The organism is Rhodococcus (subgen. Prescottella) equi, from assembly GCF_003013675.1.
Lineage (GTDB): Bacteria > Actinomycetota > Actinomycetes > Mycobacteriales > Mycobacteriaceae > Prescottella > Prescottella equi.
The window spans coordinates 3,642,707-3,666,842 of the sequence record NZ_CP027793.1; the positions used below are offsets into that span (position 1 = coordinate 3,642,707).

Genomic DNA, 24,136 nt, shown 5'->3' on the forward strand with positions numbered 1-24,136 from the left:
GAATCCTCCTGGACGGCCGTTCAGCTTCACCTAACCTCCCCGTCTGAAGACGAGTGCGCTTGTTAGGGGACCACCGAATGTCCGTCCGCTCCACTTTCGTTCGCCGCCGACTGCTCCCTGCGCTCGGCGCCTCGCTGGCGCTGGCGCTCGCCGGGGCGGCGATCGCCGTGTCGGTTCCGCTGTCGCCCGATCCCACCGATCCCGGGCCGCCCACCGACCCCGTCTACGGACTCGCCGGCAACTGCTACACCCTCGCGTCGGAGACGAATCCGGGGTTCCTCGCGCGCGACGGCGACGGATACCGCCTCGCCGACGCCGCCGGCGCCGCCAAGTTCCGGATGCAGGCCGCGCAACTGGGCCGATTCCTGTTCTTCGGTGACGACACCGCCCTGATCGCGGGCGAGTCGGGTCGGGCGTTCGCCTCACCGCAGGCCACCCCCGCCACCGACTGGACACTGACGTTCACCGACGGCGCCTACACCGCGACATCGACCACGAACGGGCAGCAGTTGGGCGTCGACCGAGCCGACGGCCGGCTCACGGTCACCGCACCCGGCGAGGATCCCGAGGCGGGACGCTTCCGGCTCGAACCTGCGGACGGCTGCGCAGACTTCCCGGAGGTGGAGATCGGCGCCCGCGGAGTGCCCCTCACCACGTCTGCAGGTGAGGTGCGCGGGTTCATCGACGCGCACGTGCACATGAACGCCAACGAGTTCATCGGCGGTGAGATCCGCTGCGGCGAGCCCTACTCGCCGCTCGGCGTCACCGTCGCGCTGCAGGACTGCGAGGACCACAAGCCCGACGGCCTGCCCGCGTTGCTCGAGAACGTCCTCTCGCACGGTAGCCCGTTCGAATCGCACGACACCACGATGTGGCCGAGCTTCGCGGACGTCCCGTCGCACGACTCGATGACGCACGAACAGATGTACTACCGCTGGGTCGAGCGCGCGTGGCGTGGCGGGCAGCGGATCATGACGAATCTGCTGGTGTCGAATCGTGTGCTGTGCGAGCTGTATCCACTGCGCAGCAATCCGTGCGACGAGATGGAGACGGTCCGGATCGAAGCCCGGCAGGCCCACGAGATCCAGGACTACGTGGATGCGCAGTACGGGGGACCCGGTCGCGGCTGGTTCCGCATCGTCAGCTCCCCCGCCGATGCCCGTGCGGTCGCGGCGTCGGGCAAGCTCGCCGTCACGCTGGGTATGGAGATCTCGGAGCCGTTCGGCTGCGGCCTGCGAAACGGTGTCCCGCTGTGCACCGAACAGGACATCGACGCCGGGCTCGACGAGCTGTACGCGATGGGCGTGCGGCAGGTGATCCTGACGCACAAGTTCGACAACGCCTTCGGTGGCGTCCGATTCGATCAGGGCGTGACCGGCCTCGCGGTCAACGCCGGCAACTTCCTCGGCACCGGCGAATTCTGGAAGACCGAGCCGTGCAGCGGGGTCGCGAAGGACAACCCGATCGGCAATGTCGACCAGGACACCGCGGAGCTGACGAAGTCACTGCCGCCGGGCGTGACCCTGCCCCTCTACCCCGAGGGAGACGCGTGCAACGCGCGTGGCCTGACCCCGCTGGGTGAGTACGCGATCCGCGCGATGATGCAGCGCGGCATGATCGTCGACATCGACCACATGGGCGTCAAGACCGCCGACGCCGCCCTGAGGATTCTCGAGGAGGCGCAGTACTCGGGGGTCGTGTCGAGCCATGGTTGGACCGACCCGTCGAACTACCCGCGCATCTACGAGCTCGGCGGATTCGTGGCGTCGTACGCGGGACCGTCGGAGAACTTCGTCGAGGAGTGGCGCTCGGCCCGACAGGACCGCGACGAGCGGTACTACTTCGGCTACGGATTCGGCGCGGACACCAACGGATTCGGCGCGCAGCCGGCGCCGCACGAGGACGGTGCGCGGTTCGTCGAGTACCCGTTCACGACGTTCGACGGCGGCACGGTCATGGAGCAGCAGCGCGCGGGGACCCGCACGTTCGACTTCAACACCGACGGGCTGGCGCAGTACGGGATGATTCCCGACTGGATCGAGGACATGCGTGTGTTCGCCGGTCAGGACGGCGCCCAGTTCATCGACGACATGTCCCGCGGCGCCGAGGCGTACCTGCAGATGTGGGAGCGTGTCGCCCGCTAGAAGCTGCGGTGGCCGCCGCGTTCACCCCTCACGCGGCGGCCACCGCTACCACCTCGAACGTTCGACCGGACAGACCGTCAGCGCATGCCCTTGACGCGGCGCCCGAGCTCTCGCGTGACCTCGCGCTCGGCGGTGCGTCGGGCCAGATCCTGACGCTTGTCGTAGTCCTGCTTGCCCTTCGCGAGGGCGAGCTCGACCTTGACCTTGCCGTCCGAGAAGTACATCGACAGCGGCACCAGCGTCTGGTTGCCCTCACGGGTCTTGCCGACGAGGTGCTCGATCTCGCGCTTGTGCAGCAACAGCTTGCGGGTACGGCGCGGCGCGTGGTTGGTCCAGGTGCCCCGCGCGTACTCGGGGATGTGCAGTCCCCGCAGCCACACCTCGCCGTCGTCGACGGTCGCGAACGCGTCCACGAGGGACGCCTTGCCCTCCCGCAGGCTCTTGACCTCGGTTCCGACGAGCGCCACACCGGCCTCGTAGGTGTCGATGATGGTGTAGTTGTGTCGCGCCTTGCGGTTGGTCGCGATGACCTTGCGGCCCTTCTCTTTCACGTGCGGGCCCTCACTGTCGTCGATCCGCTGTCAGTTGTGCTCTGACCTGTCATGGGTACGACTCCAGCATAGGAGGCCCGGCAAGCCGATTACCTATCGCGTCAGTCCCGGACGTACAGGCGGAGCGCGATGTATGCGGTAATCGCCGCCATGCCGGCGCCGACGATCACGATGAACGGCGAGACCAGCAGCACGTCGCTGTTCGAGATTCGCGCCACGATGTTCGCGTCGTAGATCTCGCCGAGGACGTCGTCGATGAACAGATTCTTGGCGGTGAACAGGCCCACGATCGCCAGCCCCGCACCGATGAGCGAGGCGACGACAGCCTCGAGCAGGAACGGCAACTGGGTGTACCAGCGGGTGGCGCCGACCAGGCGCATGATGCCGACCTCGGTGCGGCGGGTGAGCGCGGCCACCTGAACCATGTTGGCGATCAGGAAGATCGCGGCGATCGCCTGGACGATGGCGATCGCGAACGCCGCGTTGCGGATGCCCCCGAGGACGCTGAACAGCCGGTCGACGAGTTCGCGTTGGTTGAGGATGCTGTCGATGCCGGGCCGCACCGCGAACTCGGCGTTGATCGACGCGAACTGGTCCGGATCGCTCATCTTGACCTTGAACGAGGCCGGGAAGCTCTCGGCGCTGACCAGCGACGCCAGTTCCGGGTTGTCCTTGAACACGCGGTCGGTGGCGTCGGCGACGGCGTCGTCCTGGTTGAGGTACTGCACGGCGACCACACCGTCGGTGTTCTCGAGGTCGTTGCGGATCCCGCGGCACAGGTCCTGCGCGCAATCCGGGTCCGACGCCGAGATGTCCTCGGTGAGGAACAGCTGCACCTCGACCCGGTCGAGGAAGATCTGCTGCGTCTTGTCGGCCATCTGCACGACGAGCAGGCCGCCGCCGAACAGGCCCAACGAGATCGCGGTCGTGAGAATCATCGCGACGGTCATCGAGATGTTGCGGCGCAGGCCGGTGAAGACCTCGCTGAAGATGAAGCTGGCACGCATCGGGGAGGGAGTCCTTACGTCGTCTGGTCGAACGGTTCGGCTGGGGTGTGCCGTCTGGCCCTAACGGCCGACTGCGTACACGCCCCGCGCTTCGTCTCGGACCACGCGGCCCAGGTCGAGCTCGACGACGCGTCGGCGCATGGAGTCCACGATGTGGTGGTCGTGCGTGGCCATCAGCACCGTCGTGCCGGTGCGGTTGATCCGCTCGAGCAGCAGCATGATGTCGGCGCTGGTGTCCGGGTCCAGGTTGCCGGTGGGCTCGTCGGCGAGCAGCACCAGCGGACGGTTCACGAACGCCCGGGCGATCGCGACGCGCTGCTGCTCACCTCCGGACAGCTCGTTGGGTAGGCGGTCGGCCTTGCCGGACAGCCCCACCAGGTCGAGCACCTCGGGGACCGTCCGCTCGATGGTCGAACGGGACTTGCCGATCACCTCGAGCGCGAACGCGACGTTCTGCGACACCGTCTTGCTCGGCAGCAGGCGGAAGTCCTGGAACACGTAACCGACGCTCTGCCGCAGCTTCGGCACCTTGCGGCCCGACAGCTTGTTGACGTGGAAGTCCGCGACGTAGATGTCGCCGGAGGTGGGCGTCTCCTCCTTGAGCAACAGCTGCATGAACGTGCTCTTGCCGGATCCCGACGGCCCGATCAGGAACACGAACTCGCCCTTGTCGATCTCGACGTTCACCTTGTCCAGGGCGGGCCTGGTGGAGGCCTTGTAGAACTTGGAGACATCCTTGACGCTGATCACGGGAAGCCAGTCTAGCCGTTATCGAACGGTGACCTTGGGTAGCGACGCGCGGCGATCGACGACCGCGCTCAGCCCTGCGGTGTCGGGGCGGTGGTCGTCACCTCGTCGGATGTTCCCGACTCCGGTTCCTGCGACTGCTGCGGGACCTGAGGCTGCGTGGTGGTCGACTTCGTCGCCGACTCCGACGAGGGCGTGTTGCGGCCCTGGTTCGGTGTCGTGGTCGGGGTGCCGGACTGTTGCCCACTCCGACTCGTCTCCGACGAGGTGGACGACGACGTCGCCGGGTCCTCCGTCTCCGAGGTTCGGGTGGACGTCTCGGGTGAGGTCGATGCCCGTTCGGTCTCCCGCTGGGGAGCCGGCGCGGCCGGAGCCCCGTCGCTCACGGCGGGCGCCGGGTTGGACGTCGCGGTGTCGGCCGGGGGGTTGAGATCGGCGTTGAGCATCGCCAGACCCAGCCACAACAGACACAGCACGACGGTGGTGGTGCGCATCCGGCCGCCGAACACGCGACGCGGGATCCGCTTCCACAGCAGCGACATCTTCTCCTGGGGGCTCATTCGTCGTCACCTCCGCCCACGGGATCGGCTTCGAGTTCCGCCGCGACGGTGATTCCCGCCCGGCGCAGGGCCGTGACGACCCGAACGCGCAGCGCCCGACCCACCTGGAACTGCTTGCCCGGCAGGGTGCGGGCCACCATCCGGACACTGACTTGGTCGACCGCGAGGCTCTCGACACCCATCACGGACGGTGTGTCGAGCAGCAGTGGCCGCAGACTCTTGTCCTCGTACGCGTCCACACCGACGCGGTGCAGGATGTCGTTGACCCTGTTGATGTCGGCGCTGGCCGGGATGGGGACGTCCACGACCGCCCGTGCCCAGTCCTTCGACAGGTTCACGGCCTTGACGATCTGTCCGTTCGGAACCGTGATGACCTCGCCGTCCGCGTTCCGCATGCGGGTCACCCGCAGTGTCACGTCCTCGATCACACCTTCGGCGTCGGTGCCCGAACCGGTGATCGCGATCTGGACGGTGTCACCGAAGCCGTACTGCCTCTCGGTGATGATGAAGAACCCGGCGAGGATGTCCTGCACCACACGCTGCGCGCCGAAGCCGAGCGCGGCGCCCAGCACGGTGGCGGGTGCGACGAGGCTGCCGATCGGCAGCCCCAGCAGATTGAGCACCTTCATGGCGGTGATCACGTAGATGATCGTGATGACCACCCAGGTGATGACCTGTGCCACGGAGTGCCGGTGCTTGGTCGCCTCGGACCGCACCAGCGCATCGCCCTGCTGGTAGTTGTCGTCGATGCGCTGCGTGATCCGACCGCCCGCCCAGTTCACGAAGCGAGCGAGGATCACGGCACCGAGGACCGTCAGCGCAATCGGCAGTCCGGTGACTTTCAGCCAATCGAGGAGACGGTCGTACGGGGTGAACGTCAGGGCGAGGTGTGTGGTCTGCATTCGTCCTAGGCTTGGTTTTCGCTCATCCGCCAGCGGATGCCGGCCTCGATGAATCCGTCGATCTCACCGTCGAGGACGGCGGACGGGTTGTTGACTTCGTACTCGGTCCGCAGGTCCTTGACCATCTGGTACGGGTGCAGGACGTACGAACGCATCTGGTTGCCCCACGAGCTGCCGCCGTCACCCTTGAGGGCGTCCATCTCGGCGCGCTCCTCCTGACGCTTGCGCTCGAGCAGCTTGGCCTGCAGAACCCGCATCGCGGACACCTTGTTCTGCAGCTGCGACTTCTCGTTCTGACAGGTGACGACGATGCCGGTGGGCACGTGCGTCAGTCGGACCGCCGAGTCGGTGGTGTTGACCGACTGGCCACCCGGACCGGAGGAGCGGTAGACGTCGACGCGGACGTCGTTCTCGTCGATGTCGATGTGGTCGGTGGTCTCCACCACGGGCAGCACCTCGACCTCGGCGAACGAGGTCTGGCGGCGGCCCTGGTTGTCGAACGGGCTGATCCGCACGAGACGGTGGGTGCCCATCTCGATCGACAGGGTGCCGTAGCTGTAGGGCGCCTTGACCGCGAAGGTGGCGCTCTTGATGCCGGCCTCTTCCGCGTAGGACGTGTCGTAGACCTCGACGCCGTAGCCGCGCTTCTCGGCCCAGCGGATGTACATGCGCATGAGCATCTCGGCCCAGTCCGCGGCATCGACGCCACCGGCGCCGGCGCGGATGTTGACGAGCGCGTCACGCTGGTCGTACTCGCCCGACAGCATCGTCTTGACTTCCATCGCCTCGATGTCCGTGCGCAGCTGCGCGCGCTCGGCGTGGGCGTCGGCGACCGCTTCGGGCCCCTCCTCCTCGGCGAGCTCGTAGAGCACCGCCATGTCGTCGAGGCGCGAGCGCAGTTCCTCCACGCGACGCAGTTCGGACTGCGCGTGCGAAAGCTGGCTGGTGACCTGCTGCGCGTGCTCCTGGTCGTTCCACAGCTCCGGATCGGACGCCTGGTGTTCGAGTTCGTCGATGCGGCGGCGCAGCTCCTCGACATCGAGAACCTTCTCGACCGTGGTCAGAGTGGTGTCGAGCTCGTTGAGGTCAGCGGAAACGTCAGGATGCACAGTTATCCAGGCTACCGGGTGAATCGCCGGGTCCGACGTTGCACCGGCCACACACCGGTCGGCGCCTCGCGATCGTCGTCGACCGAGGGCCTCTCCCCCGTGCAGTAGCGTCGGACCGGTGACCGACCTCGAACTCGCCCTGCGCCTCGCCGACGAAGCCGACACCATCACCCGCGCCCGCTTCGGCGCGCTGGATCTGCGAGTCGACTCCAAGCCCGACCTCACGCCGGTGTCCGACGCCGACCTCGCGGTCGAGCGCGCGCTGCGAGCCGTGCTTGCCCTCGAGCGTCCCGGCGACGACGTGCTCGGCGAGGAGTTCGGCGGCGATGCGAAGTTCGCGGGTCGGCAGTGGGTCATCGACCCGATCGACGGCACCAAGAACTTCGTCCGCGGCGTCCCGGTGTGGGCGAGCCTCATCGCGCTGCTCGAGGACGGCGTCCCCGTCGTCGGTGTCGTCAGCGCCCCCGCGCTCCGCCGCCGCTGGTGGGCGTCGGCCGGCGAGGGCGCGTGGGCGTCGTTCGACGGCGGCGATCCGCGCCGCCTGTCCGTGTCCGAGGTCGGCGACCTCGGGTCGTCGAGCCTGGCGTTCTCCTCGCTGTCCGGGTGGAAGGACCGCGGCATTCGCGACCAGTTCGTCGATCTCACCGACGACGTGTGGCGAATCCGCGGCTACGGCGACTTCTTCTCCTACTGTCTGCTCGCGGAGGGCACGCTCGAGATCGCCGCCGAACCCGAGGTGTCGCTGTGGGACCTGGCGCCGCTGGACCTGCTGGTCCGCGAGGCCGGTGGCCGCTTCACGAGCCTCGAGGGCTCCGACGGCCCGCACGGCGGAAGTGCGGTCGCCACCAACGGTCTGCTGCACGACGAGGTCCTCGCGCGTTTGCGGTCGCGGTAACGCTCGGATAGCACGGCGCCGCGGCCCGCACAAGGCCCACGGGGAGGACTCTCCGGTCGCGCTCACCGGCCCGAGGGCGGGGGTGTGGCCGTCGCTCACCGCGAAGACTGGATCGAGGCAGCAATTCGCCGCAGTCTTCGAGGAGCACAGTGACGCACATTTCCCGCCGGTCCTTTTTGATCGGCCTCGCCGCCGTCCCGCTGGCCGCGTCCGCCGGATGCGTGGTGGCGCAGTCGAGTCCCCCCGCACCGGGCACCGCACCGACCGGTAAGTTCACGCGTTCCCTCCCGATCCCGCCGCTCGCGGCATCGACGGTGGACGCTGCGGGCACCCGGCACTTCGTACTCACGGCCGGAACGGGGCACTCCGAGGTGCTGGCCGGGAAGAGCACGGCGACATGGGGTTTCAACGGATCGATGCTGGGGCCGACGATCCGGGCCCGACGCGGTGAGGCCGTCGCTTTCACGATCGACAACGCACTGCCCGAGCCGACCAGCGTGCACTGGCACGGCATGCACGTGCCGGCCCGGTTCGACGGCGGCCCGCACCAGGCCATCGAGCCGGGCGCGAGGTGGGAGCCCACGTGGACGGTGAACCAGCCCGGCGCAACGCTCTGGTACCACCCGCATCCGCACGGCTCCACCGAGAAGCACGTCTACCGGGGATTGGCGGGACTGTTCCTCGTCGACGACGACGTCACCGATGCGATCGATCTCCCGAAGGACTACGGGGTGGACGACATCCCGCTGATCATTCAGGACAAGCGCTTCACCGCCGACGGCACGCTGGACGAGTCCGACCCCACCGACGTCGGGTTGCTGGGCGACACCATCGTCACCAACGGAATCGCGGGCGCCTACCTGCCGGTGACCACCGAACTGGTCCGGTTGCGCATCCTCAACGGTTCCGGGGGCCGCACCTACAATCTCGCATTCTCCGACGACCGTGAGTTCCAACTGGTCGCAACCGACGGCGGCCTGCTGTCGGCGCCCACTGCGCTGCGACGGCTGCAGCTCAGCCCGGGTGAACGCGCCGAGATCGTGGTCGCGATGCGCGGCGGCTCCGACGTGGTGCTGCGGTCGGTTCCCGCCGACGACCGCGGCGGGCTGGACCGCGCGGCCGCCGCGCAGTTCGGGTTCACCGACACCTTCGACATCGTCGAGTTGCGCCCCGAACGCACCCTCGGCCCGTCGCCCGCCGTCCCGTCGGCCCTCGCGCCGATCGCCCGGCTCGACCCGTCGACGGCCGTCGCCGAGCGTGATTTCGAGCTGCAGTGGTTCATGATCAACGGCGCGCGGATGGACATGAACCGCATCGACTTCTCCCCCACCGTCTACACCACCGAGATCTGGACGGTGCGTAACGCCGACAACTGGCCGCACAACTTCCACGTCCACGACGTCCAGTTCCAGGTCCTCGACATCGACGGATCGCCGCCGCCCGCGCACCTGGCCGGCTGGAAGGACACCGTCTACGCCCCGCCGGGGCGGCGGATCCGGCTGGCGCTGCGTTTCACCGAGTACACCGACCCGGCCGTCCCCTACATGTTCCACTGCCATCTGTTGCTGCACGAGGATCAAGGCATGATGGGGCAGTTCCTGGTTCTGGAACCCGGCGCGACACCGCGCCCGATGCAGATGGGTACGAGCGCGCCCACGACCGCAGGCCACGGCGGTCACGGCGGGTAGTCAGTCGAGAGGTACATGTAGATGACGGATCCGAACGAGGTCGACTTCGCCCACACGGATGCCGCCGACCGGAAGCGGCGCGAGAAGGCGACCGGGCTGGCCCGGTACATCTGGGAGCGCGCCATCAGCGGCGCCGAACTCCTCGACCTGCCGGACGCGCAGCTGCGCAAGCTGGCGCGGGAGGCGGGCGTCAATCCACCCAGCACGCGCGAGACCTGGACGGTCGTCGCGGAACTGCTCGACGAGAAGTCGCGCTGGGCGGACGCGCATCCCGGGCACCCGCAGGCCACCCCCGCGCACGCGGACGAGAAGATCATGTGGGTCAAGCGGCCGATCCAGCCCTGGACCTAGTTTCCGCCGGGAGTCGAGCCGAACCCGAAACTGCACGGACCCACCGGCCTCGCCCGCAGAATCTCCTGGGCCCGCGACCGGGCGGCGTTGTACTCGAACCACGCCGGCTCGTCGTCGACGACGATGCTCCACAGTGCGCACGAGCGCGCGGGTTCGGGCAGCTGGTCGAGCGCGGGCACGGCGTCGACGGACAGGCCGCGCAGATACTGGACGTCGATGTCGCCGGTGTCGGCGTATCGCTGCACGTTTCGCTCCGCGATATAGCCGTCCGGATTGATCGCGGCGAATCCGAGCAACCCGACGGCGGCCGACACCAGCACTGCCCGCGGCAGCCACCGCGCCGACATGCGAATCCCGGCCGCAATCAGCAGCACGAACACCACGCCCAACCACAGCTCCGCCGCCATCACGGCCAGCCGTAGCCTGGTGAATCCGAACTCGCTCTCGTACAGAGACACTCGATGAACGGCCGACGCGACGATCACGAGCGTCAGTACGCACAGCATCCCCAGCAGCAGGCGTGCCGACACTCGGTCCCCCACGCTGCCGCGGTCCACTTTGCGTACAGCGACGGCGACGACGAGCAGCGTCAGGACGGTCACCGCCGCGAGCTGCCAGAAACCCTGGCGCGCATAGTTCGCGTACGTGAGACCGTCGGTGTCCTGGACGTGTCGGTCGCCGCCGAACAGCACCCGCACCTGGACCGCGACGAAGCCGGCGAAGAGCGTGTCGAGCAGCGCCAGGGGTACCGCCCACTCCCATCGCGCGGCCGGGCGGCCGGGCCGCGGCGCGAGGGCGTCGAAGGTCGGGGGCCGCCGCCGCAGGTAGGCGGCCGCGAGTGCGGCCACCGCGACGAAGCAGCCGACGAGCAGCCGGCCGAGCGGGTTGCTCACCCGCACATCAGGAACCACGGATTCGAACAACCGCCCGAACTCGGGGTCCGCGCTCACGAACAGTGAACCGAACAGCGCCACCAGCGCCACACTGATCGCCGTCACGGCGATCACCCGCCCCGGCTTCACACCGGTGCCGATGCTCAGCCTGTTTCGGCCCCGCTCCACCCAGCCGACCAACCGTACCGGTGTGAGCCAGAGCGCGACGGATGCCAGCGCGAGCCCGGTCCACGTCCAGCCCCCGACCAGAGCAACGGATCCCACCACCCAGCTCGCCACCACACACAGCGCGACCAGCCATTCGGCTCCGCGGACGGCCGCCACCGCGAGCAGGGCGAGCGCGCCGGCGACAGTCGCGAGCTGGAACGCCGTCGGGCGCGGACGCACGTTTGCGAAGGCAGTGACCGCCACCGCAGCCCCGGTCAGCAGGTACGCGATGCTCACCACCGATGTCTGCAGGATCAGGGTCGCGATCACGCCCGCCCCGAGCGCTGCCACCAGCGTCGCTCGCGGGACCATCGACGTCCGATCACGGCGCCACACGTCGCGGCGCCAATGCCACAGGCCGTCGTCCGAAGCAGTCTTCGGTGGACTCGTCGTCGGTGCGGTCATCATGGGTCTCCTCCTCCACGCCGGCCTTCGATGGGCAGGCGTCATCGCGGGGCCGACCGCGATGGTCCGGTCCCGAAGGGATGTCGATCGTGAGCGGGTCTAGCTCTGCGGCAATGCCACTCGGATGCAGCAGCCGCCGGACGTGTCGAGAACTTCGATCCGGCCGTCGTGCAGTTCCACGGCCCAGCGGGCGATCGCGAGCCCGAGTCCGGTCCCCCCGTCCTGTGCGCCGCCCCGCGCGAAACGTTCGAACACCCGCGAGCGGTCGGCGTCGGGTATGCCCGGTCCGTCGTCGTGCACGTCCAGGATCAAGTCGCCGGAATGCGGGTCGGCGCGCACGCGGATCCGGATCCGCACGGGCGAGTCCTGCGATCCGTGCCGTGCCGCGTTGTCGACGAGATTCGTGATCACCTGATGCAGTCGCGCGGTGTCCGCCACTGCGCGCAGCCCCGCCGGGGCGACGTCCACGTCCACCCGCAGCGACCGGCCGGGACCCGACGCCTGCGCGATCACCTCGCCCAGGAACGGCTCGATCTCGAAAGTGGCTCGCCGCAGCGGAACCGCACCTCCCTCGAGCCTGGACAGATCCAGCAGATCCGCGACCAGGCCGCCCAGTCGCTCGGTCTGTGCGAGCGCCGACATCATCGTCGACCGGTCGGCGACCGCGACGCCGTCGACCACGTTCTCGAGCACCGCTTGCAACGCCGCGATGGGTGTGCGCAGTTCGTGGGAGACGTTGCCGATCAGCTCGCGGCGGTAGCGATCCTCGGCCTCGAGATCCTCGGCCATCTGGTTGAACGCCGTGGCCAACTGGCCGATCTCGTCCCGCGCCGTCGAGCGCACCCGGCGCGAATAGTCCCCTGTCGCCATCGCTTTCGCTGCCGCGGTCATCTCCCGCAGCGGCGAGGTCATCCCGTGCGCGAGCACCTGCGTCACCACCAGCGCCGCAACGAGCGCAGACAGGAGTGCGAACCGGAACTGCCACTGCGAGGTGAGCCAGAACGTCAGCGACGCGAGCAGCAGCGACGCGGCCACCAGCAGCCCGGTCTTGACCTTGAAGGAACGGAACGGGTCGAGGGGACGCGGCCAGCTCATCTCGGCACCTCCAACGCGTAGCCGACACCGTGCACCGTGCGGATCAGTTCCCCACCGAGCTTGCGACGCAACGCTTTCACGTGAGAGTCCACGGTTCGACTACTGGCCGCGTCACCCCAGCCCCACACCTGCTCTAGCAGGGTTTCCCGCGCGATCGCCGCACGCGGCCGGGACGCGAGGTGCACCAACAGGTCGAACTCGGTGCGGGTGAGATGGACCTCGGCTCCCGCGACCCGGACCAGGCGGGCGCTCACATCGACGGACACCTCGCCGAGAACCAGCAGATCGGCGTCCACGGCGCGGTCGGCGCGGCGTAGCAACGCCGAGACCCGGGCGACCAGAACCCGCATACTGAACGGCTTGCTCAGGTAGTCGTCGGCGCCCACCCCGAGCCCGATCACCATGTCCGTCTCGTCGGCCCGCGCGGTCAACATCAGCACCGGGACGGGGCGGGACGCCTGGATGCGCCTGCACACCTCGAGTCCGTCGAAGCCGGGCAGCATCACGTCCAGCACGACCAGGTCGGCGCCGAACGCCTCACATTCCGAGACGGCGGTCGGTCCGTCGAACGCGACCCGCACGTCGTACCCCTCGGCGCGCAGCCGCGCGGCGATGGACTCGGAGATCGTGCGTTCGTCGTCGACGACGAGAACTCGGCGCTGGCTGACTCGATCGGGCTTGGTCACGCACTCGACTGTATGGGGCGGTTATGGGGATGCCCGGCAGGAGTTGTGAAGGTTGTGTGCACGTTTCGACTCCCCACCGATGAGACGCCTCAACCGCGTTTGTGCGAGTAGACCGCGAGCCGAACCCGGTTACCGCAGCCGGTCTTGTCCATCAGATTCGCAACGTGCGTCTTGACGGTGGTCACGCCCAGGTGCAGGCGGTCGGCGATCTCCTTGTTGCCCAGGCCCTCGCCTACGAGCGCCAGCACCTCCTGCTCGCGGGCGGTGAGGGGCACCGCGTCGGCGGGGGCCACCTCGCCGCCGGGACCCGACGCCACCGCCCGGTCGACGAGACGTCGCAGGAGGGCAGGTGAGAAGAGCATGTCGCCGTCGAGGGTCCGGCGGATCGCGTTCAACAGGTCGGTGGGGGCGGTGTCCTTGACCAGGAAGCCCGTGGCCCCCGCAGCCAGCGCGGGATAGAGATGATCGTCGTCGTCGAAAGTGGTGAGCACCAGCACCTTCGCGCCGGAACCCGACCCGGCGATCCGGCGGGTCGCCTCGATGCCGTCCAGGCCCGGCATCCGCAGGTCCATGAGGATGACGTCCGGTGAGAGTTCGGCAGCCTGACGGATCGCCTGTTCGCCGTCGGCGGCCTCACCGACCACCTCGAGGTCGTCGGTCGACTCGCACAGCATCCGCAGACCCGCGCGCACGAGTCGTTGATCGTCGACGATCAGAAGCCGAATCATCGGTCACCGTCCTCGCTCGTCGATCCCGGTTCGGGGCGGGGTTCGGGGATCCAGGCGTCGACGACCCATCCCCGGCCGGTCGCGCCGGCCTCGAGTCGACCGCCGACGAGCTCCACCCGCTCCGCCATCCCGATGATGCCGTGCCCGGTCGAACCGGAACCGTTGCCGTAACCGGCGCTCTCGATCCGCACTCTGACGCCGTCGCCGCCGCGCTCGACGGTCACCCCGGTGTGGCCGCGGGGATCACCGTGCTTCATCACGTTGGTCAGCGACTCCTGGACCACCCGCAGAAGCGTCAGCCGACCGATCGTGTCGAGTCCGTCCAGATTCGGGTCGACGTCGGCGGTGACGTCGAATCCGGCCGCACGAGTCCGCTCGATCGCGGAAACGATCTCGATCGGCACCGCATCCGACTCGACGAGGGCGACCTCCCCGAGCGCCGGATCGCGCAGCGCGACCAGTAGTCGACGGATGTCGGTCAGCGCGTCGGAGGCCGTCCGGTGCACGTCGTCGAGCACCTCCAGCACGCGCGGGTCGGCGTCCGCCGTCACGTGCCGGGCAACGCCAATCCGCAACACGATGGACGCCATGTGATGGGCGACGAGGTCGTGCAGCTCACGCGCCACGACGCTGCGTTCGGCCGCTCTGGTCTGCAACTCGGCTGCAGCCCTGCGGGATTCGGCTTCGGCGGCCCGCGCCCGGTACGTCGCCGCGAGATCTCGCTGCGCGCGCAGGTAGAGCCCGAGCAGCAGCGGCAGACCCACATAGGCCACCGTCGAGACCAGCGTCGCGGCCCGCCAGAAGCTCTCGGAGGTCTCGAACCACACTCCCACCAGCACCGCCCCGGCCCAGCACAGAGCTGCCACCACGATCGCCGCAGTGCGGTGGGTGCGCATCGCCAACTCGGCGAGCGTGACCGCACCGAGGTACGGCACCGATCCGGACAGGCCCCACGCATCGGCGGCGAACATCGGGACCGCCAACGCCGACGTCGCAATCGACGCGGCAAACGGCCGGCGGTCGGCCACCACGAATACCGCCGCGGCGGTCATCGCCAGCACCCAGTAGCCCAGCGCCACGTGGTACCTACCGGGGAAGGTGCTCGCGACGAGCATCAACGGCACCAGAACCACCGGCGCCCAGCGCACCAGCCTTCCCACGTCGACGCGCGAGCGGATATCGATCACAGCCCCAACGGTAGGCGGGCCCCCGCGCCGCCACCTCCTCCCCGAGGAGGAGACCGCCCCTCTCGCGTTTTGCGCACTTATCGCGCTCCGCGCGCCTCGAATCGCGCGACAAGTGCGCAAAACGCGGGAGCGGGATGTCCGTATCGTGATGCTCGTCACTTTGCCGATTGACTCGACTTCGTTTCTTACTCCGGAGTAAGGTAAGGGCGTCCGAGACCGCACCCCCGAGAAATGGTCATCATGAGCAAGCAAGACGTTGTGAAGACGAACGGCGCCAAGCGTGAGCCCCGCGACACCTCGGCGGTCGGCCTGAACCCGGTCAGGCGGGACGCGATGGGCGCCGCCATGCGCGTGCTGACCCGGATCACCGGGTCCGACCTGGCCGAGAAGTACAACCTGCGCCAGGTCATCGACCGCGTCACCTACGAGGGCACCAAGACCGGCTTCAAGACCCTCGGTGCCGCGACCCGCACGTTCAACCGGGTCTCCGGAAACGGCGCCCCCAAGCGCCTGCCCGACGGCGCCCCCAAGAACGCCGGCTACTTCGACCTCACGCCGGACGACGAGCAGAAGATGATCGTCGAGACGGTCCGCGAGTTCTCGGCCGAGATCCTCCGTCCGGCCGCGTACGACGCCGACGAGGCCGCCGCCGCACCCGCCGACCTGCTGAAGCGTTCCGCCGAGCTCGGCATCACACTCATCAACATCCCCGAGGAATTCGAGGGTGTCGCGTCCGAGCGCGGCGCGGTCACGAACTCGCTGGTCGCCGAGGCCCTCGCGCACGGCGACATGGGTCTGGCGCTGCCGATCCTCGCGCCCAGCGGCGTGGCCGTCGCCCTCACCCAGTGGGGCACCGACTCGCAGCAGAAGACGTACCTGCCCGCGTTCGCCGGCGAGAACGTCCCCGCCGCGGCGGTCGTGGTGAGCGAGCCCCGCGCGCTGTTCGACCCGTTCGCGCTGCAGACCAAGGCCGTTCGCTCCCCCAGCGGTTACAAGCTCAACGGCGTCAAGAGCCTCGTCCCCGCCGCGGGCTCGGCCGAACTGTTCGTCGTCGCCGCCGAACTCGACGGCCGTCCGGCGTTCTTCATCGTCGAGTCCGACACCAAGGGGCTTGTCGTCGAGGCGGATCCGAGCATGGGTCTGCGCGCCGCCGGCCTCGGCCGTCTGGTCCTCACCGACGTCGCGGTGCCCGAGTCCGCGATCCTCGGTGACGGCGACGCCGACCAGCGTGCCCGCGAATACGCCGACGCGGTCCGGCTCGCGCGGCTGGGCTGGGCGTCGCTCGCGGTCGGCACCAGCCAGGCCGTACTGGACTATGTGATCCCCTACGCCAACGAGCGGGAGGCGTTCGGCGAGCCGATCAGCCACCGGCAGGCGGTGGCGTTCATGATCGCGAACATCGCGATCGAACTCGACAGCATGCGGCTGGTGACGCTGCGGGGCGCATCCCGCGCGGAGCAGGGCCTGTCGTTCGCGCGTGAGGCCGCGCTGGCCCGAAAGCTCGCCTCGGACAAGGGCATGCAGATCGGTCTGGACGGCGTCCAGCTGCTCGGCGGCCACGGCTTCACCAAGGAGCACCCGGTGGAGCGCTGGTACCGCGACCTGCGAGCCATCGGCGTGGCCGAGGGCATCGTCCTCATCTGACGCCGACCCGATTCGTTTACAGGAGACCTTTCGATGATCAATCTCGAACTTCCCAAGAAGCTGAGGGCCTCGGCGAACCAGGCGCATCAGGTCGCGGCGCAGATCCTCCGTCCCGTGTCCCGCAAGTACGACCTCGCCGAGCACGAGTACCCCAAGGAACTCGACACCATGGCGGCCATGGTCGAGGGCCTCAACGACTCCGGGCAGGGCGCGTCCGGCGCCGCACTGGGCCGCGGTGACGAGCAGCCCAAGGCTGTGGGCAACACCAACGGCGGCAACATGGCGTCGCTGATGAACGTGATCGAAACCTGCTGGGGCGACGTGGGTCTGACCCTGTCGATCCCCTACCAGGGCCTCGGTAACTCGGCGATCGCCGCGGTCGCCACCGACGAGCAGCTCGAGCGCTTCGGCAAGGTGTGGGCGTCGATGGCCATCACCGAGCCCAGCTTCGGCTCCGACTCGGCGGCCGTCACCACCACCGCCGTGCTCGACGGCAACGAGTGGGTCCTCAACGGCGAGAAGATCTTCGTCACCGCCGGTGAGCGCTCCACGCACGTCGTGGTGTGGGCCACGGTCGACAAGACGAAGGGCCGCGCCGCGATCAAGTCGTTCGTCGTCCCGCGCGAAGCGCCGGGCCTGAGCGTGGCCCGCCTCGAGCACAAGCTCGGCATCAAAGCGTCGGATACCGCCGTACTGCTGCTCCAGGACTGCCGCATCCCCAAGGACAACCTCCTGGGCGATCCGGAAGTGAACGTCGAGAAGGGTTTCGCGGGCGTCATGCAGACGTTCGACAACACCCGTCCCATCGTCGCGGGCATGGCCATCGGCCTGGGCCGGGCCGCGCTCGAGGAGCTGCGCGGCATCCTGGAGGAGGCCGGCGTCGAGATCTCGTACGACACCCCGGCCTACAACCAGCACGCGGCTGCCGCCGAGTTCCTGGCGCTCGAGGCGGACTGGGAGGCGTCGTACCTGCTGGCGCTGCGCGCGGCGTGGATGGCCGACAACAAGAAGCCGAATTCGCTCGAGGCGTCGATGTCGAAGGCCAAGGCCGGACGCACCGGAACCGCGGTGTCGCTCAAGGCCGTCGAGCTGGCCGGCAGCTACGGGTACTCGCAGCGCCCGCTGCTCGAGAAGTGGGCCCGAGACAGCAAGATTCTCGACATCTTCGAGGGCACCCAGCAGATCCAGCAGCTCATCATCGCCCGGCGCCTGCTGGGCAAGAGCTCGGCCGAGCTGAAGTAGCAACGCCGATCGACCAATCGGGCCCCCGTCGCAGCAGCGGCGGGGGCTCGTTCAGTTCGGTTCGCGGGGGCCCGAAACGCCGAAGCGCCTCCCGCGCATGGGTCGCGGGAGGCGCTTCGCATCGAGAGCTGAGGAGGCGTCTCTGCCCTCGGGTCCGTGGGTCGACGCGTGCTCACCGAGCAGAACACCCGAGTACGCCGACAAAGTGGCACTGATCGAACTGCATGCGACGGTACACCCGACCAAACCGACCGGCCACCCTTTTGGAGCAATCCAATCAATTTGCACTGCAGTACATTTGCCCTGCGTCTACCGACGCGAAGGAGAGCGCCCGCCGCAGATGCGACGGGCGCCCTCTCGAGTGTTCGGCGACTCAGCGCTGCATGAGGTTCGACCGCCCGGCGACCACTGGAATCCACAGCGCCGCGAGGAAGGCCATCGCCGCCCACTCGACCAGCAGGCCGTAGCCGAGGCTGCCCGTCTCGGCGCTGCGGACGCTGTGCTGCGACCAGTACGTCAGCAGTCCGAGCGCGGTGCCGACGGTGACCCCGGCCATCGCGACCCACGCGAACACCCAGCGCCGCGTCCACGCCGCGAGCGCTGACACCCCGATCCCGAACACCACCACGAACCACGTGAACAGCCGGGCCAGGGCAGCGACCTCGTCGTGCCCGCCGGCCAGGACCTGCCACGCGCGCAGTCCGTCGACCTGCGGAGCCGCGAGCGCGATCAGCAGGATCAGCACGGTCGCCGCGATGAACGGGCCCCGCCCGCGCGGGTCGACTTCACGCGCCACCTTGGCCTCGATCGACGCGAGTTCGCGTCGCAGCAGCGACAGGTCGTCACTCATTCGTTCGTGCCGCTCGATGCTCGTCTGCGCTGAAACACACCGACGACCATATCGACGGCAACGAACCCGAGCAGCGTCAGCCCCAGCAGCGGCACGAACCATCCGACCAGTACGGAACCGATCACAATCGCGCCGATCACGGCGGGATGCAGGCCCCGCAGTGCGCCGCGGGCCGGCGGCCGACCCCAGCGCTGCGTGCCGCGCGTGGGACGTCGCAGCCACCACATCCGGTAGCCGAGGACGATCACCGCGACCAGTGCGATCGCCAACGCCAGCAGAACGATCTGGTTCGACAACCCGAACAGGATGCCCATGTGCAGCGCGATGCCCCACGTGGTGAGCTTCGCCGCGAGCGGCCAGTCGGCGAACCGCGATTCGTCGGTGATCTGCCCGGTCGCGCCGTCCACCGCAACCGCATCCGTCGAGAACTGCCACGGCTGACGGGTCTGGGTCACCACGAAGGCGGTCTCGGGCGTCGCCGGGATCGACGCCTCCACCTCACCGGTCACGCCGGCGTTCGCGGCGACCGCGAGGACGTCGTCGATGCGTCCGACGTTGCCGTCCAGCACATCTGTGCCGGCCGGAGCAGAAGCATGCCCGCCGTGGCCCTCGTGCCCACCGGACGGAGCGGCGTCGGTGCCGGACAGCGTCTTCGCCACCGACGGCGTCGTCCAGCCCAGCGACGTCCGCAGGTCGGTGACGTTCTCGCCCGCGTACTTCGACCAGGTCAGGCCCGTCGCGGACAGGAACACGAGACCGATTGCGATCCACAGCCCGACGGCGCCGTGCCATCCGAGCGCCCGGTTGCGCCCGCGTGCACCCCGCTTGACGGTCCACAACCGGGGTGCGGCGGCCGCGCTGCGGACTCGGGCCGTTCGGTAACGACGCACCCACAGGTAGACGCCACCGAGCGCGATCACCCACAGCCAGGACGCCGCGAGTTCGCTGTAGAGCCGGCCGGGTTCACCGAGGTGAAGATGCCGGTGCAGCTGGGAGATCCACGTCCGCAGCGGCAGCGCGCTGCTGCTTCCGTAGACGACGAGTTCGCCGACCGGCCGCGCTGTCACAGGGTCGACGAACACCGACAGCCGCTCGGATTCACCGAGTGTCGGGTCGGTGAACAGCACCCGCGTGGTCTGCCCCTCCCCCGACGACGGCCGTACCGCCGACACGGTCAGGTCGGGGCGCTCGGCCTGCGCGGCCGCGACCTGCTCGCTCACCGGTGCGGCGGGCCCGGTCGACTCGACGTGCAGGTAGTCGCGGTAGACGAACTGCTCGAGGGTGGGTGCTATCGCGTACAGACCACCGCTGATCGCCGCGATGACAAGGAACGGCGCGACGAAGATGCCGGCGTAGAAGTGCAACCGCAGCACCAGTTTGCGGAGTGCGCCGGGCGGAGACGAATCATTTGACTCCGGGCGGGATTTCGGATCGTTCGGAACGTGCGCAGGGGTGGTCCCCACGCCTTCGGAAGCATGCATGACACAGGCTCTTTCCTGAAGTCTCGGATCGGCGCGCGAAACGAACGCGCGCCGCAAGGAATCCGCCGACGGGCCCCGGAACACGGGTCGTGTGGGGACATCGGCGGTGAAGACGACGGCAGATGCCGGGCACGCGAGCGCGTGACCGGTCGGCTACCGGGAAAGAGCGGGCGGGCCGCGGGTTCCGCCCGCGACGAGGGCGACGCGAGCGCCGGTCGGGTCGAGGCGACGGACGACCGTGGGTGTCCACCGGCGAATGTGGGGGACGGGGGGCGCGGACAGCACCGCGACGACGACCCGGAGCACCGATCCGAGGAGGCTCAGCAGCGACCGCTCGGCCGCCCGGATCAAGACGGCGCCGACGATGGTCGCCGCGGCGTGCGCACCCAGCATCTGCGGGGTGAGCTGCAGTCCGTGTGCGTGCTCGGACGCCAATGTGAGGGTGAAGTGGCCGATTCCCTGCCCCGCTGCCAGCATCAGCGCGAGAAGTACCAGCGGGCCACGCCGGGAGCGCAGCGACGCGACCGCGGCGCCGACGACGGCACTCGCCGCGACCAGCAGCACGATCGCCTCGTCTCCGGGGAACGCGGAGCCTCCGCCCAGTCCGTGTGCCGCGATACTGAGCGCCCCGGACAGCGCGCCGACGACCGTGCCGCGCAGTTGCGCGGCGGCGTCGGGTCCGGATTCCACTCCGCGAGACTAACTGCCGGCGTCCGACTCGCCCGCGGCCGCCGACTGTCGGACCAGGACGAATTGCCCCACTGTGACGCACATCACCGCTAGTCTGGGGCTGCCGACGTCACCGATGGGAGCAACCATGCAGGACGTTCTGACGAAGATCACCGACACACTCAGCGCGGTGCGCGTGATGCAGCGTTCCGGGCTCATCCCCTTCCCCCGTGTGGACGAGGGGGTTCGCGTGCTGCTCGCCGTCGACAAGTACGGCCCGTTCGCGGGTTCGGTGCACGCCCATGCCGCGGCCGGACACGGACGGATCGCACTGATCGACGAACGCGGCGCACTCACCTACCGCGAGCTCGAGGCACAGTCCAACGCGCTGGCACGCGCCTGGAAGACCGAGGGCATCGGTGTCGGCACCTGCGTCGGCGCGATGTGCCGCAACCACCGCGGCCTGATCCTCACGATGCTCGCCGCAGCCAAGAGCGGAGTTCGCCTGGTGCTGATGAACACCGGATTCGCGCGGCCGCAACTGGTCGACGTCGCGGTGCGGGAGAAGGTGGAGTTCTTCGTTTTCGACAGCGAGTTCGCCGACATCGCCGATGCCCTCCCGTCCGACGTCGCCACGTACCTGTCGTGGGTCGACGAGCCGGTGCGCACTCCCCCGGCCGAGACACCGCCGCGCACCCTCGACGACCTCATCGCCGGACAGTCCACCGACACCGTGCCCGCCCCCGAACAGCCCGGCGTCTTCATCCTGCTCACGAGCGGCACCACCGGCACCCCCAAAGGCGCGCCCCGGGGGCACACCTCCCCGTTCGTCACCGCACAGTTCCTCGACCGGATTCCCTTGCGTCCCAAGCAGACCATGCTGATGGCCGCTCCCGCGTTCCACGGCACCGGCATCTCCCAACTCGGCCTGGGCATGGCGCTCGAGAACACCGTCGTGATGCAGCGTCGGTTCGACCCGGAGACCACGGTGCGCCTGATCGCCGAGCACCGCGCCGACACCCTCGTGCTGGTGCCGACGATGCTGCAGAGAATCATCGATCTCGGCCCCGACGTGCTCGGCAAGTACGACACGTCGTCACTGAAGGTCATCTTCGCGGCCGGATCGGCCATACCCCCGGACCTGTGCATCCGCACCCAGGAGGTGTTCGGCAAGGTGCTGCACAACTTCTACGGCTCCACCGAGGTCGCCGCGGTCACCGTTGCCACCCCGGACGACCTCGAACGCGCACCCGGCACCGCGGGACGACCGCCTGCCACGTGCCACATCGCCCTGTTCGACGACGCCGGCAAGCGGATCACCGAACCCGACGTCGTCGGGCGCATCTTCGCCAAGTCCGGACTGAGCTTCGAGGGTTACACCGACGGACGCGACAAGGAACGCATCGACGGCATGCTCTCGACCGGCGACGTCGGCCACTTCGATCACGACGGACTGCTGTTCGTCGACGGACGCGACGACGACATGATCGTCTCGGGTGGGGAGAACGTCTACCCACTCGAGGTCGAGAACCTCATCGCCGAGCGGCCGGATGTCCTGGAGGTCGCGGTGATCGGCGTGCAGGACGACGAGTTCGGCCACCGCCTGCGCGCCTTCGTCGTCGCGGCGTCCACGTCCACGCGCGATCCCGACGAGATCCGTGCCCACGTGAAGTCGAATCTCGCCCGATACAAGGTGCCGCGCGACGTCGTCTTCATCGAGGAACTGCCCCGCAACGCCACCGGCAAGTTGCTGCGTCGGGTGCTCTCGGAAATGGACGTCGAGTCGTCCTGAGCGGCCCCGGCGCACACACATCGCCCCGGCGCACTGAACCCGATCGGAATCGGCACAGACAGCACGATCGACCACCCACGGCAAGTTCCCGTGCGAGGACGCTGCCTGCACGAGCACAAAAGGAAGAACCCCCGCCCTGATCCAGGACGGGGGTTCTTCATTGGTAGCGGGGACAGGATTTGAACCTGCGACCTCTGGGTTATGAGCCCAGCGAGCTACCGAGCTGCTCCACCCCGCGATGCATGAACGAAGTTACACGAGCGGCGGAACGGAAGGCAAATCGCCTGCAGCGAGCCGGTCGCGTCCGCCGAAGCCGCCACCGAAGCTCGTTGCAGGGTGACTCGGATCACGAAAAATCGGTAATCCATCTCACATAACACGCATGTAACGGCCAGGGCTCGAAAAGGCAACGCGCCGCTCGGACCTGCATGAATGCGGCCGGGTAGCACTTCCGAACGGGTCGACCGGACTGTTTCGTCGACATGACTTTCCGGCGGGCGTCGTCGTACGTTCGTTACCAGCTCGTGATGTTCGAGTGCAGGACCGACCCGCCGCTGCCAGCTCTGCCCCCGCGGGATTCGGACGAACACAAACCCTTCGAGGGGCAGGGACGCGACACCACGAACGGTGTGCCCGGGAGGACGAACCCGTCTCCCGCCGGCCCAGTCGCGTCGGCGCAGGAGAGGAACTACCCGCATGACCAACACCAGCTTCACCAAGCGCGCCCTCGGCTGGGCCGCCGTCACCGGCGCCCTCGTCGCAGTCCCGTTCGCCGCAGGCACCGCCACCGCAAGCGCCGCCACCCACAACTGGGACGGCGTCGCGCAGTGCGAGAGCGGCGGCAACTGGGGCATCAACACCGGCAACGGCTACTACGGTGGCCTGCAGTTCTCGCAGAGCACCTGGACCGCCAACGGGGGCACCGGCTCCCCGCACACCGCGTCCAAGGAGGAGCAGATCCGCGTCGCCGAGAACACCCTCGCCTCGCAGGGTCCGGGCGCCTGGCCCACGTGCGGCCAGTACCTGACCACGGCCGAGCCGGCCCCGATCGCCGAACCCGCGCCTGCCCCTGCCGAGGCCCCCGCACCGGCGCCGATGCAGGCCCCGTCCGCTGCCGACCTCGTCGACCAGGCCGTCCGGCTTGCCGGCGACGCGGCCTCCCAGCACGGCTACGGCGACCAGTTCCAGCAGCTGCTCGACACCCACGGTGGCGCCGTCACCGACGTGAAGGCCGCGCTCACCCGCTGAGCCCACACAGCTGAAGGGACCCTTCGTACGCTCGGAGCGTACGAAGGGTCCCTTC

The 24,136-nt window shown here is 68.7% G+C and carries 22 protein-coding genes and 1 tRNA gene; 8 read left to right on the forward strand and 15 right to left on the reverse strand.

Annotation, left to right across the window (positions count from 1 at the left end):
- The first annotated feature begins 77 nt into the window (after positions 1-77).
- On the forward strand, positions 78-2,144 hold the full coding sequence (locus tag C7H75_RS17010; RefSeq protein WP_106851626.1) for an amidohydrolase family protein: 2,067 nt from the start codon (positions 78-80) through the stop codon (positions 2,142-2,144).
- 77 nt (positions 2,145-2,221) lie between these two features.
- On the opposite strand, the gene smpB is transcribed toward C7H75_RS17010, so the two are convergent.
- From smpB to prfB, 6 genes are all read right to left on the reverse strand, one after another.
- Entirely contained in the window at positions 2,222-2,695 is a 474-nt protein-coding gene (gene smpB / locus C7H75_RS17015) for an SsrA-binding protein SmpB (protein WP_005518873.1), read from the reverse strand.
- 101 nt (positions 2,696-2,796) lie between these two features.
- Positions 2,797-3,702 (reverse strand): permease-like cell division protein FtsX, encoded by a 906-nt coding sequence (ftsX, locus tag C7H75_RS17020; protein ID WP_013416680.1) that lies wholly within the window; start codon positions 3,700-3,702, stop codon positions 2,797-2,799.
- Between the two features lie 60 nt (positions 3,703-3,762).
- Positions 3,763-4,452: a cell division ATP-binding protein FtsE gene (gene ftsE, locus C7H75_RS17025; protein WP_005518870.1), complete on the reverse strand. Its 690-nt coding sequence runs from the start codon at positions 4,450-4,452 to the stop codon at positions 3,763-3,765.
- Between the two features lie 68 nt (positions 4,453-4,520).
- On the reverse strand, positions 4,521-5,009 hold the full coding sequence (locus tag C7H75_RS17030) for an Rv3103c transmembrane domain-containing protein (protein ID WP_013416681.1): 489 nt from the start codon (positions 5,007-5,009) through the stop codon (positions 4,521-4,523).
- Positions 5,006-5,911 (reverse strand): mechanosensitive ion channel family protein, encoded by a 906-nt coding sequence (locus tag C7H75_RS17035; protein ID WP_005518867.1) that lies wholly within the window; start codon positions 5,909-5,911, stop codon positions 5,006-5,008. The genes C7H75_RS17030 and C7H75_RS17035 overlap by 4 nt, the downstream gene beginning before the upstream one ends.
- 5 nt (positions 5,912-5,916) lie before the next feature.
- The gene (gene prfB, locus C7H75_RS17040; RefSeq protein WP_005518866.1) at positions 5,917-7,020 is read right to left on the reverse strand and encodes a peptide chain release factor 2; all 1,104 of its coding nucleotides are present in this window, start codon (positions 7,018-7,020) and stop codon (positions 5,917-5,919) included.
- Between the two features lie 118 nt (positions 7,021-7,138).
- Here prfB and hisN point away from each other — a divergent pair, with 118 nt between their 5' ends.
- The 3 genes from hisN (at position 7,139) to C7H75_RS17055 (ending at position 9,954) form a co-directional block, all read left to right on the forward strand.
- Positions 7,139-7,915: a histidinol-phosphatase gene (gene hisN / locus C7H75_RS17045; RefSeq protein WP_081120587.1), complete on the forward strand. Its 777-nt coding sequence runs from the start codon at positions 7,139-7,141 to the stop codon at positions 7,913-7,915.
- A gap of 149 nt (positions 7,916-8,064) precedes the next feature.
- Positions 8,065-9,603 carry a multicopper oxidase family protein gene (locus C7H75_RS17050; RefSeq protein ID WP_081206176.1) on the forward strand — a complete coding sequence of 513 codons (1,539 nt, stop codon included), beginning with the start codon at positions 8,065-8,067 and terminating at the stop codon, positions 9,601-9,603.
- Between the two features lie 21 nt (positions 9,604-9,624).
- The gene (locus C7H75_RS17055) at positions 9,625-9,954 is read left to right on the forward strand and encodes a hypothetical protein (protein ID WP_081182400.1); all 330 of its coding nucleotides are present in this window, start codon (positions 9,625-9,627) and stop codon (positions 9,952-9,954) included.
- Here C7H75_RS17055 and C7H75_RS17060 read toward each other — a convergent pair.
- From C7H75_RS17060 to C7H75_RS17080, 5 genes are all read right to left on the reverse strand, one after another.
- Positions 9,951-11,462 carry a DUF4153 domain-containing protein gene (locus tag C7H75_RS17060; RefSeq protein WP_233281785.1) on the reverse strand — a complete coding sequence of 504 codons (1,512 nt, stop codon included), beginning with the start codon at positions 11,460-11,462 and terminating at the stop codon, positions 9,951-9,953. The genes C7H75_RS17055 and C7H75_RS17060 overlap by 4 nt on opposite strands.
- A gap of 96 nt (positions 11,463-11,558) precedes the next feature.
- Positions 11,559-12,554 carry a HAMP domain-containing sensor histidine kinase gene (locus C7H75_RS17065; protein ID WP_081206177.1) on the reverse strand — a complete coding sequence of 332 codons (996 nt, stop codon included), beginning with the start codon at positions 12,552-12,554 and terminating at the stop codon, positions 11,559-11,561.
- A complete protein-coding gene (locus C7H75_RS17070; protein WP_081120592.1) occupies positions 12,551-13,240 on the reverse strand; it encodes a response regulator in 690 nt (229 codons plus the stop codon). Before C7H75_RS17070 ends, C7H75_RS17065 begins: the two co-directional genes overlap by 4 nt.
- A gap of 89 nt (positions 13,241-13,329) precedes the next feature.
- Positions 13,330-13,968 (reverse strand): response regulator, encoded by a 639-nt coding sequence (locus C7H75_RS17075; protein WP_081182408.1) that lies wholly within the window; start codon positions 13,966-13,968, stop codon positions 13,330-13,332.
- The gene (locus tag C7H75_RS17080; RefSeq protein WP_317047792.1) at positions 13,965-15,155 is read right to left on the reverse strand and encodes a sensor histidine kinase; all 1,191 of its coding nucleotides are present in this window, start codon (positions 15,153-15,155) and stop codon (positions 13,965-13,967) included. The genes C7H75_RS17075 and C7H75_RS17080 overlap by 4 nt, the downstream gene beginning before the upstream one ends.
- A gap of 231 nt (positions 15,156-15,386) precedes the next feature.
- On the opposite strand from C7H75_RS17080, the gene C7H75_RS17085 reads away from it, so the two are divergent.
- Positions 15,387-16,799 carry an acyl-CoA dehydrogenase family protein gene (locus C7H75_RS17085; RefSeq protein ID WP_106851627.1) on the forward strand — a complete coding sequence of 471 codons (1,413 nt, stop codon included), beginning with the start codon at positions 15,387-15,389 and terminating at the stop codon, positions 16,797-16,799.
- A 33-nt stretch (positions 16,800-16,832) separates the two neighbouring features.
- Positions 16,833-18,041: an acyl-CoA dehydrogenase family protein gene (locus tag C7H75_RS17090; protein WP_084962111.1), complete on the forward strand. Its 1,209-nt coding sequence runs from the start codon at positions 16,833-16,835 to the stop codon at positions 18,039-18,041.
- Positions 18,042-18,414: 373 nt separating this feature from the next.
- Here the strand turns inward: C7H75_RS17090 and C7H75_RS17095 are convergent, their stop codons facing one another.
- The 3 genes from C7H75_RS17095 to C7H75_RS17105 all read right to left on the reverse strand — a co-directional run bounded on the left by C7H75_RS17095 (position 18,415) and on the right by C7H75_RS17105 (position 21,062).
- Positions 18,415-18,891, reverse strand: a complete 477-nt coding sequence (locus C7H75_RS17095; RefSeq protein ID WP_005518848.1) for an Rv2732c family membrane protein — start codon at positions 18,889-18,891, stop codon at positions 18,415-18,417.
- Positions 18,888-20,372: a PepSY-associated TM helix domain-containing protein gene (locus C7H75_RS17100; RefSeq protein ID WP_022597053.1), complete on the reverse strand. Its 1,485-nt coding sequence runs from the start codon at positions 20,370-20,372 to the stop codon at positions 18,888-18,890. The genes C7H75_RS17095 and C7H75_RS17100 overlap by 4 nt, the downstream gene beginning before the upstream one ends.
- 153 nt (positions 20,373-20,525) lie before the next feature.
- Positions 20,526-21,062, reverse strand: coding sequence for a hypothetical protein (locus C7H75_RS17105; protein WP_013416688.1), 537 nt, complete (start codon positions 21,060-21,062; stop codon positions 20,526-20,528).
- A gap of 127 nt (positions 21,063-21,189) precedes the next feature.
- Between C7H75_RS17105 and C7H75_RS17110 the strand changes: the two genes are divergently transcribed.
- Complete coding sequence (locus C7H75_RS17110; protein WP_060934501.1) at positions 21,190-22,833, forward strand: acyl-CoA synthetase; 1,644 nt, start codon at positions 21,190-21,192, stop codon at positions 22,831-22,833.
- Between the two features lie 161 nt (positions 22,834-22,994).
- On the opposite strand, the gene C7H75_RS17115 is transcribed toward C7H75_RS17110, so the two are convergent.
- Positions 22,995-23,071, reverse strand: a tRNA-Met gene (locus tag C7H75_RS17115).
- A gap of 458 nt (positions 23,072-23,529) precedes the next feature.
- Here C7H75_RS17115 and C7H75_RS17120 point away from each other — a divergent pair.
- Complete coding sequence (locus C7H75_RS17120) at positions 23,530-24,081, forward strand: transglycosylase family protein (RefSeq protein ID WP_022597055.1); 552 nt, start codon at positions 23,530-23,532, stop codon at positions 24,079-24,081.
- Positions 24,082-24,136 lie beyond the last annotated feature (55 nt).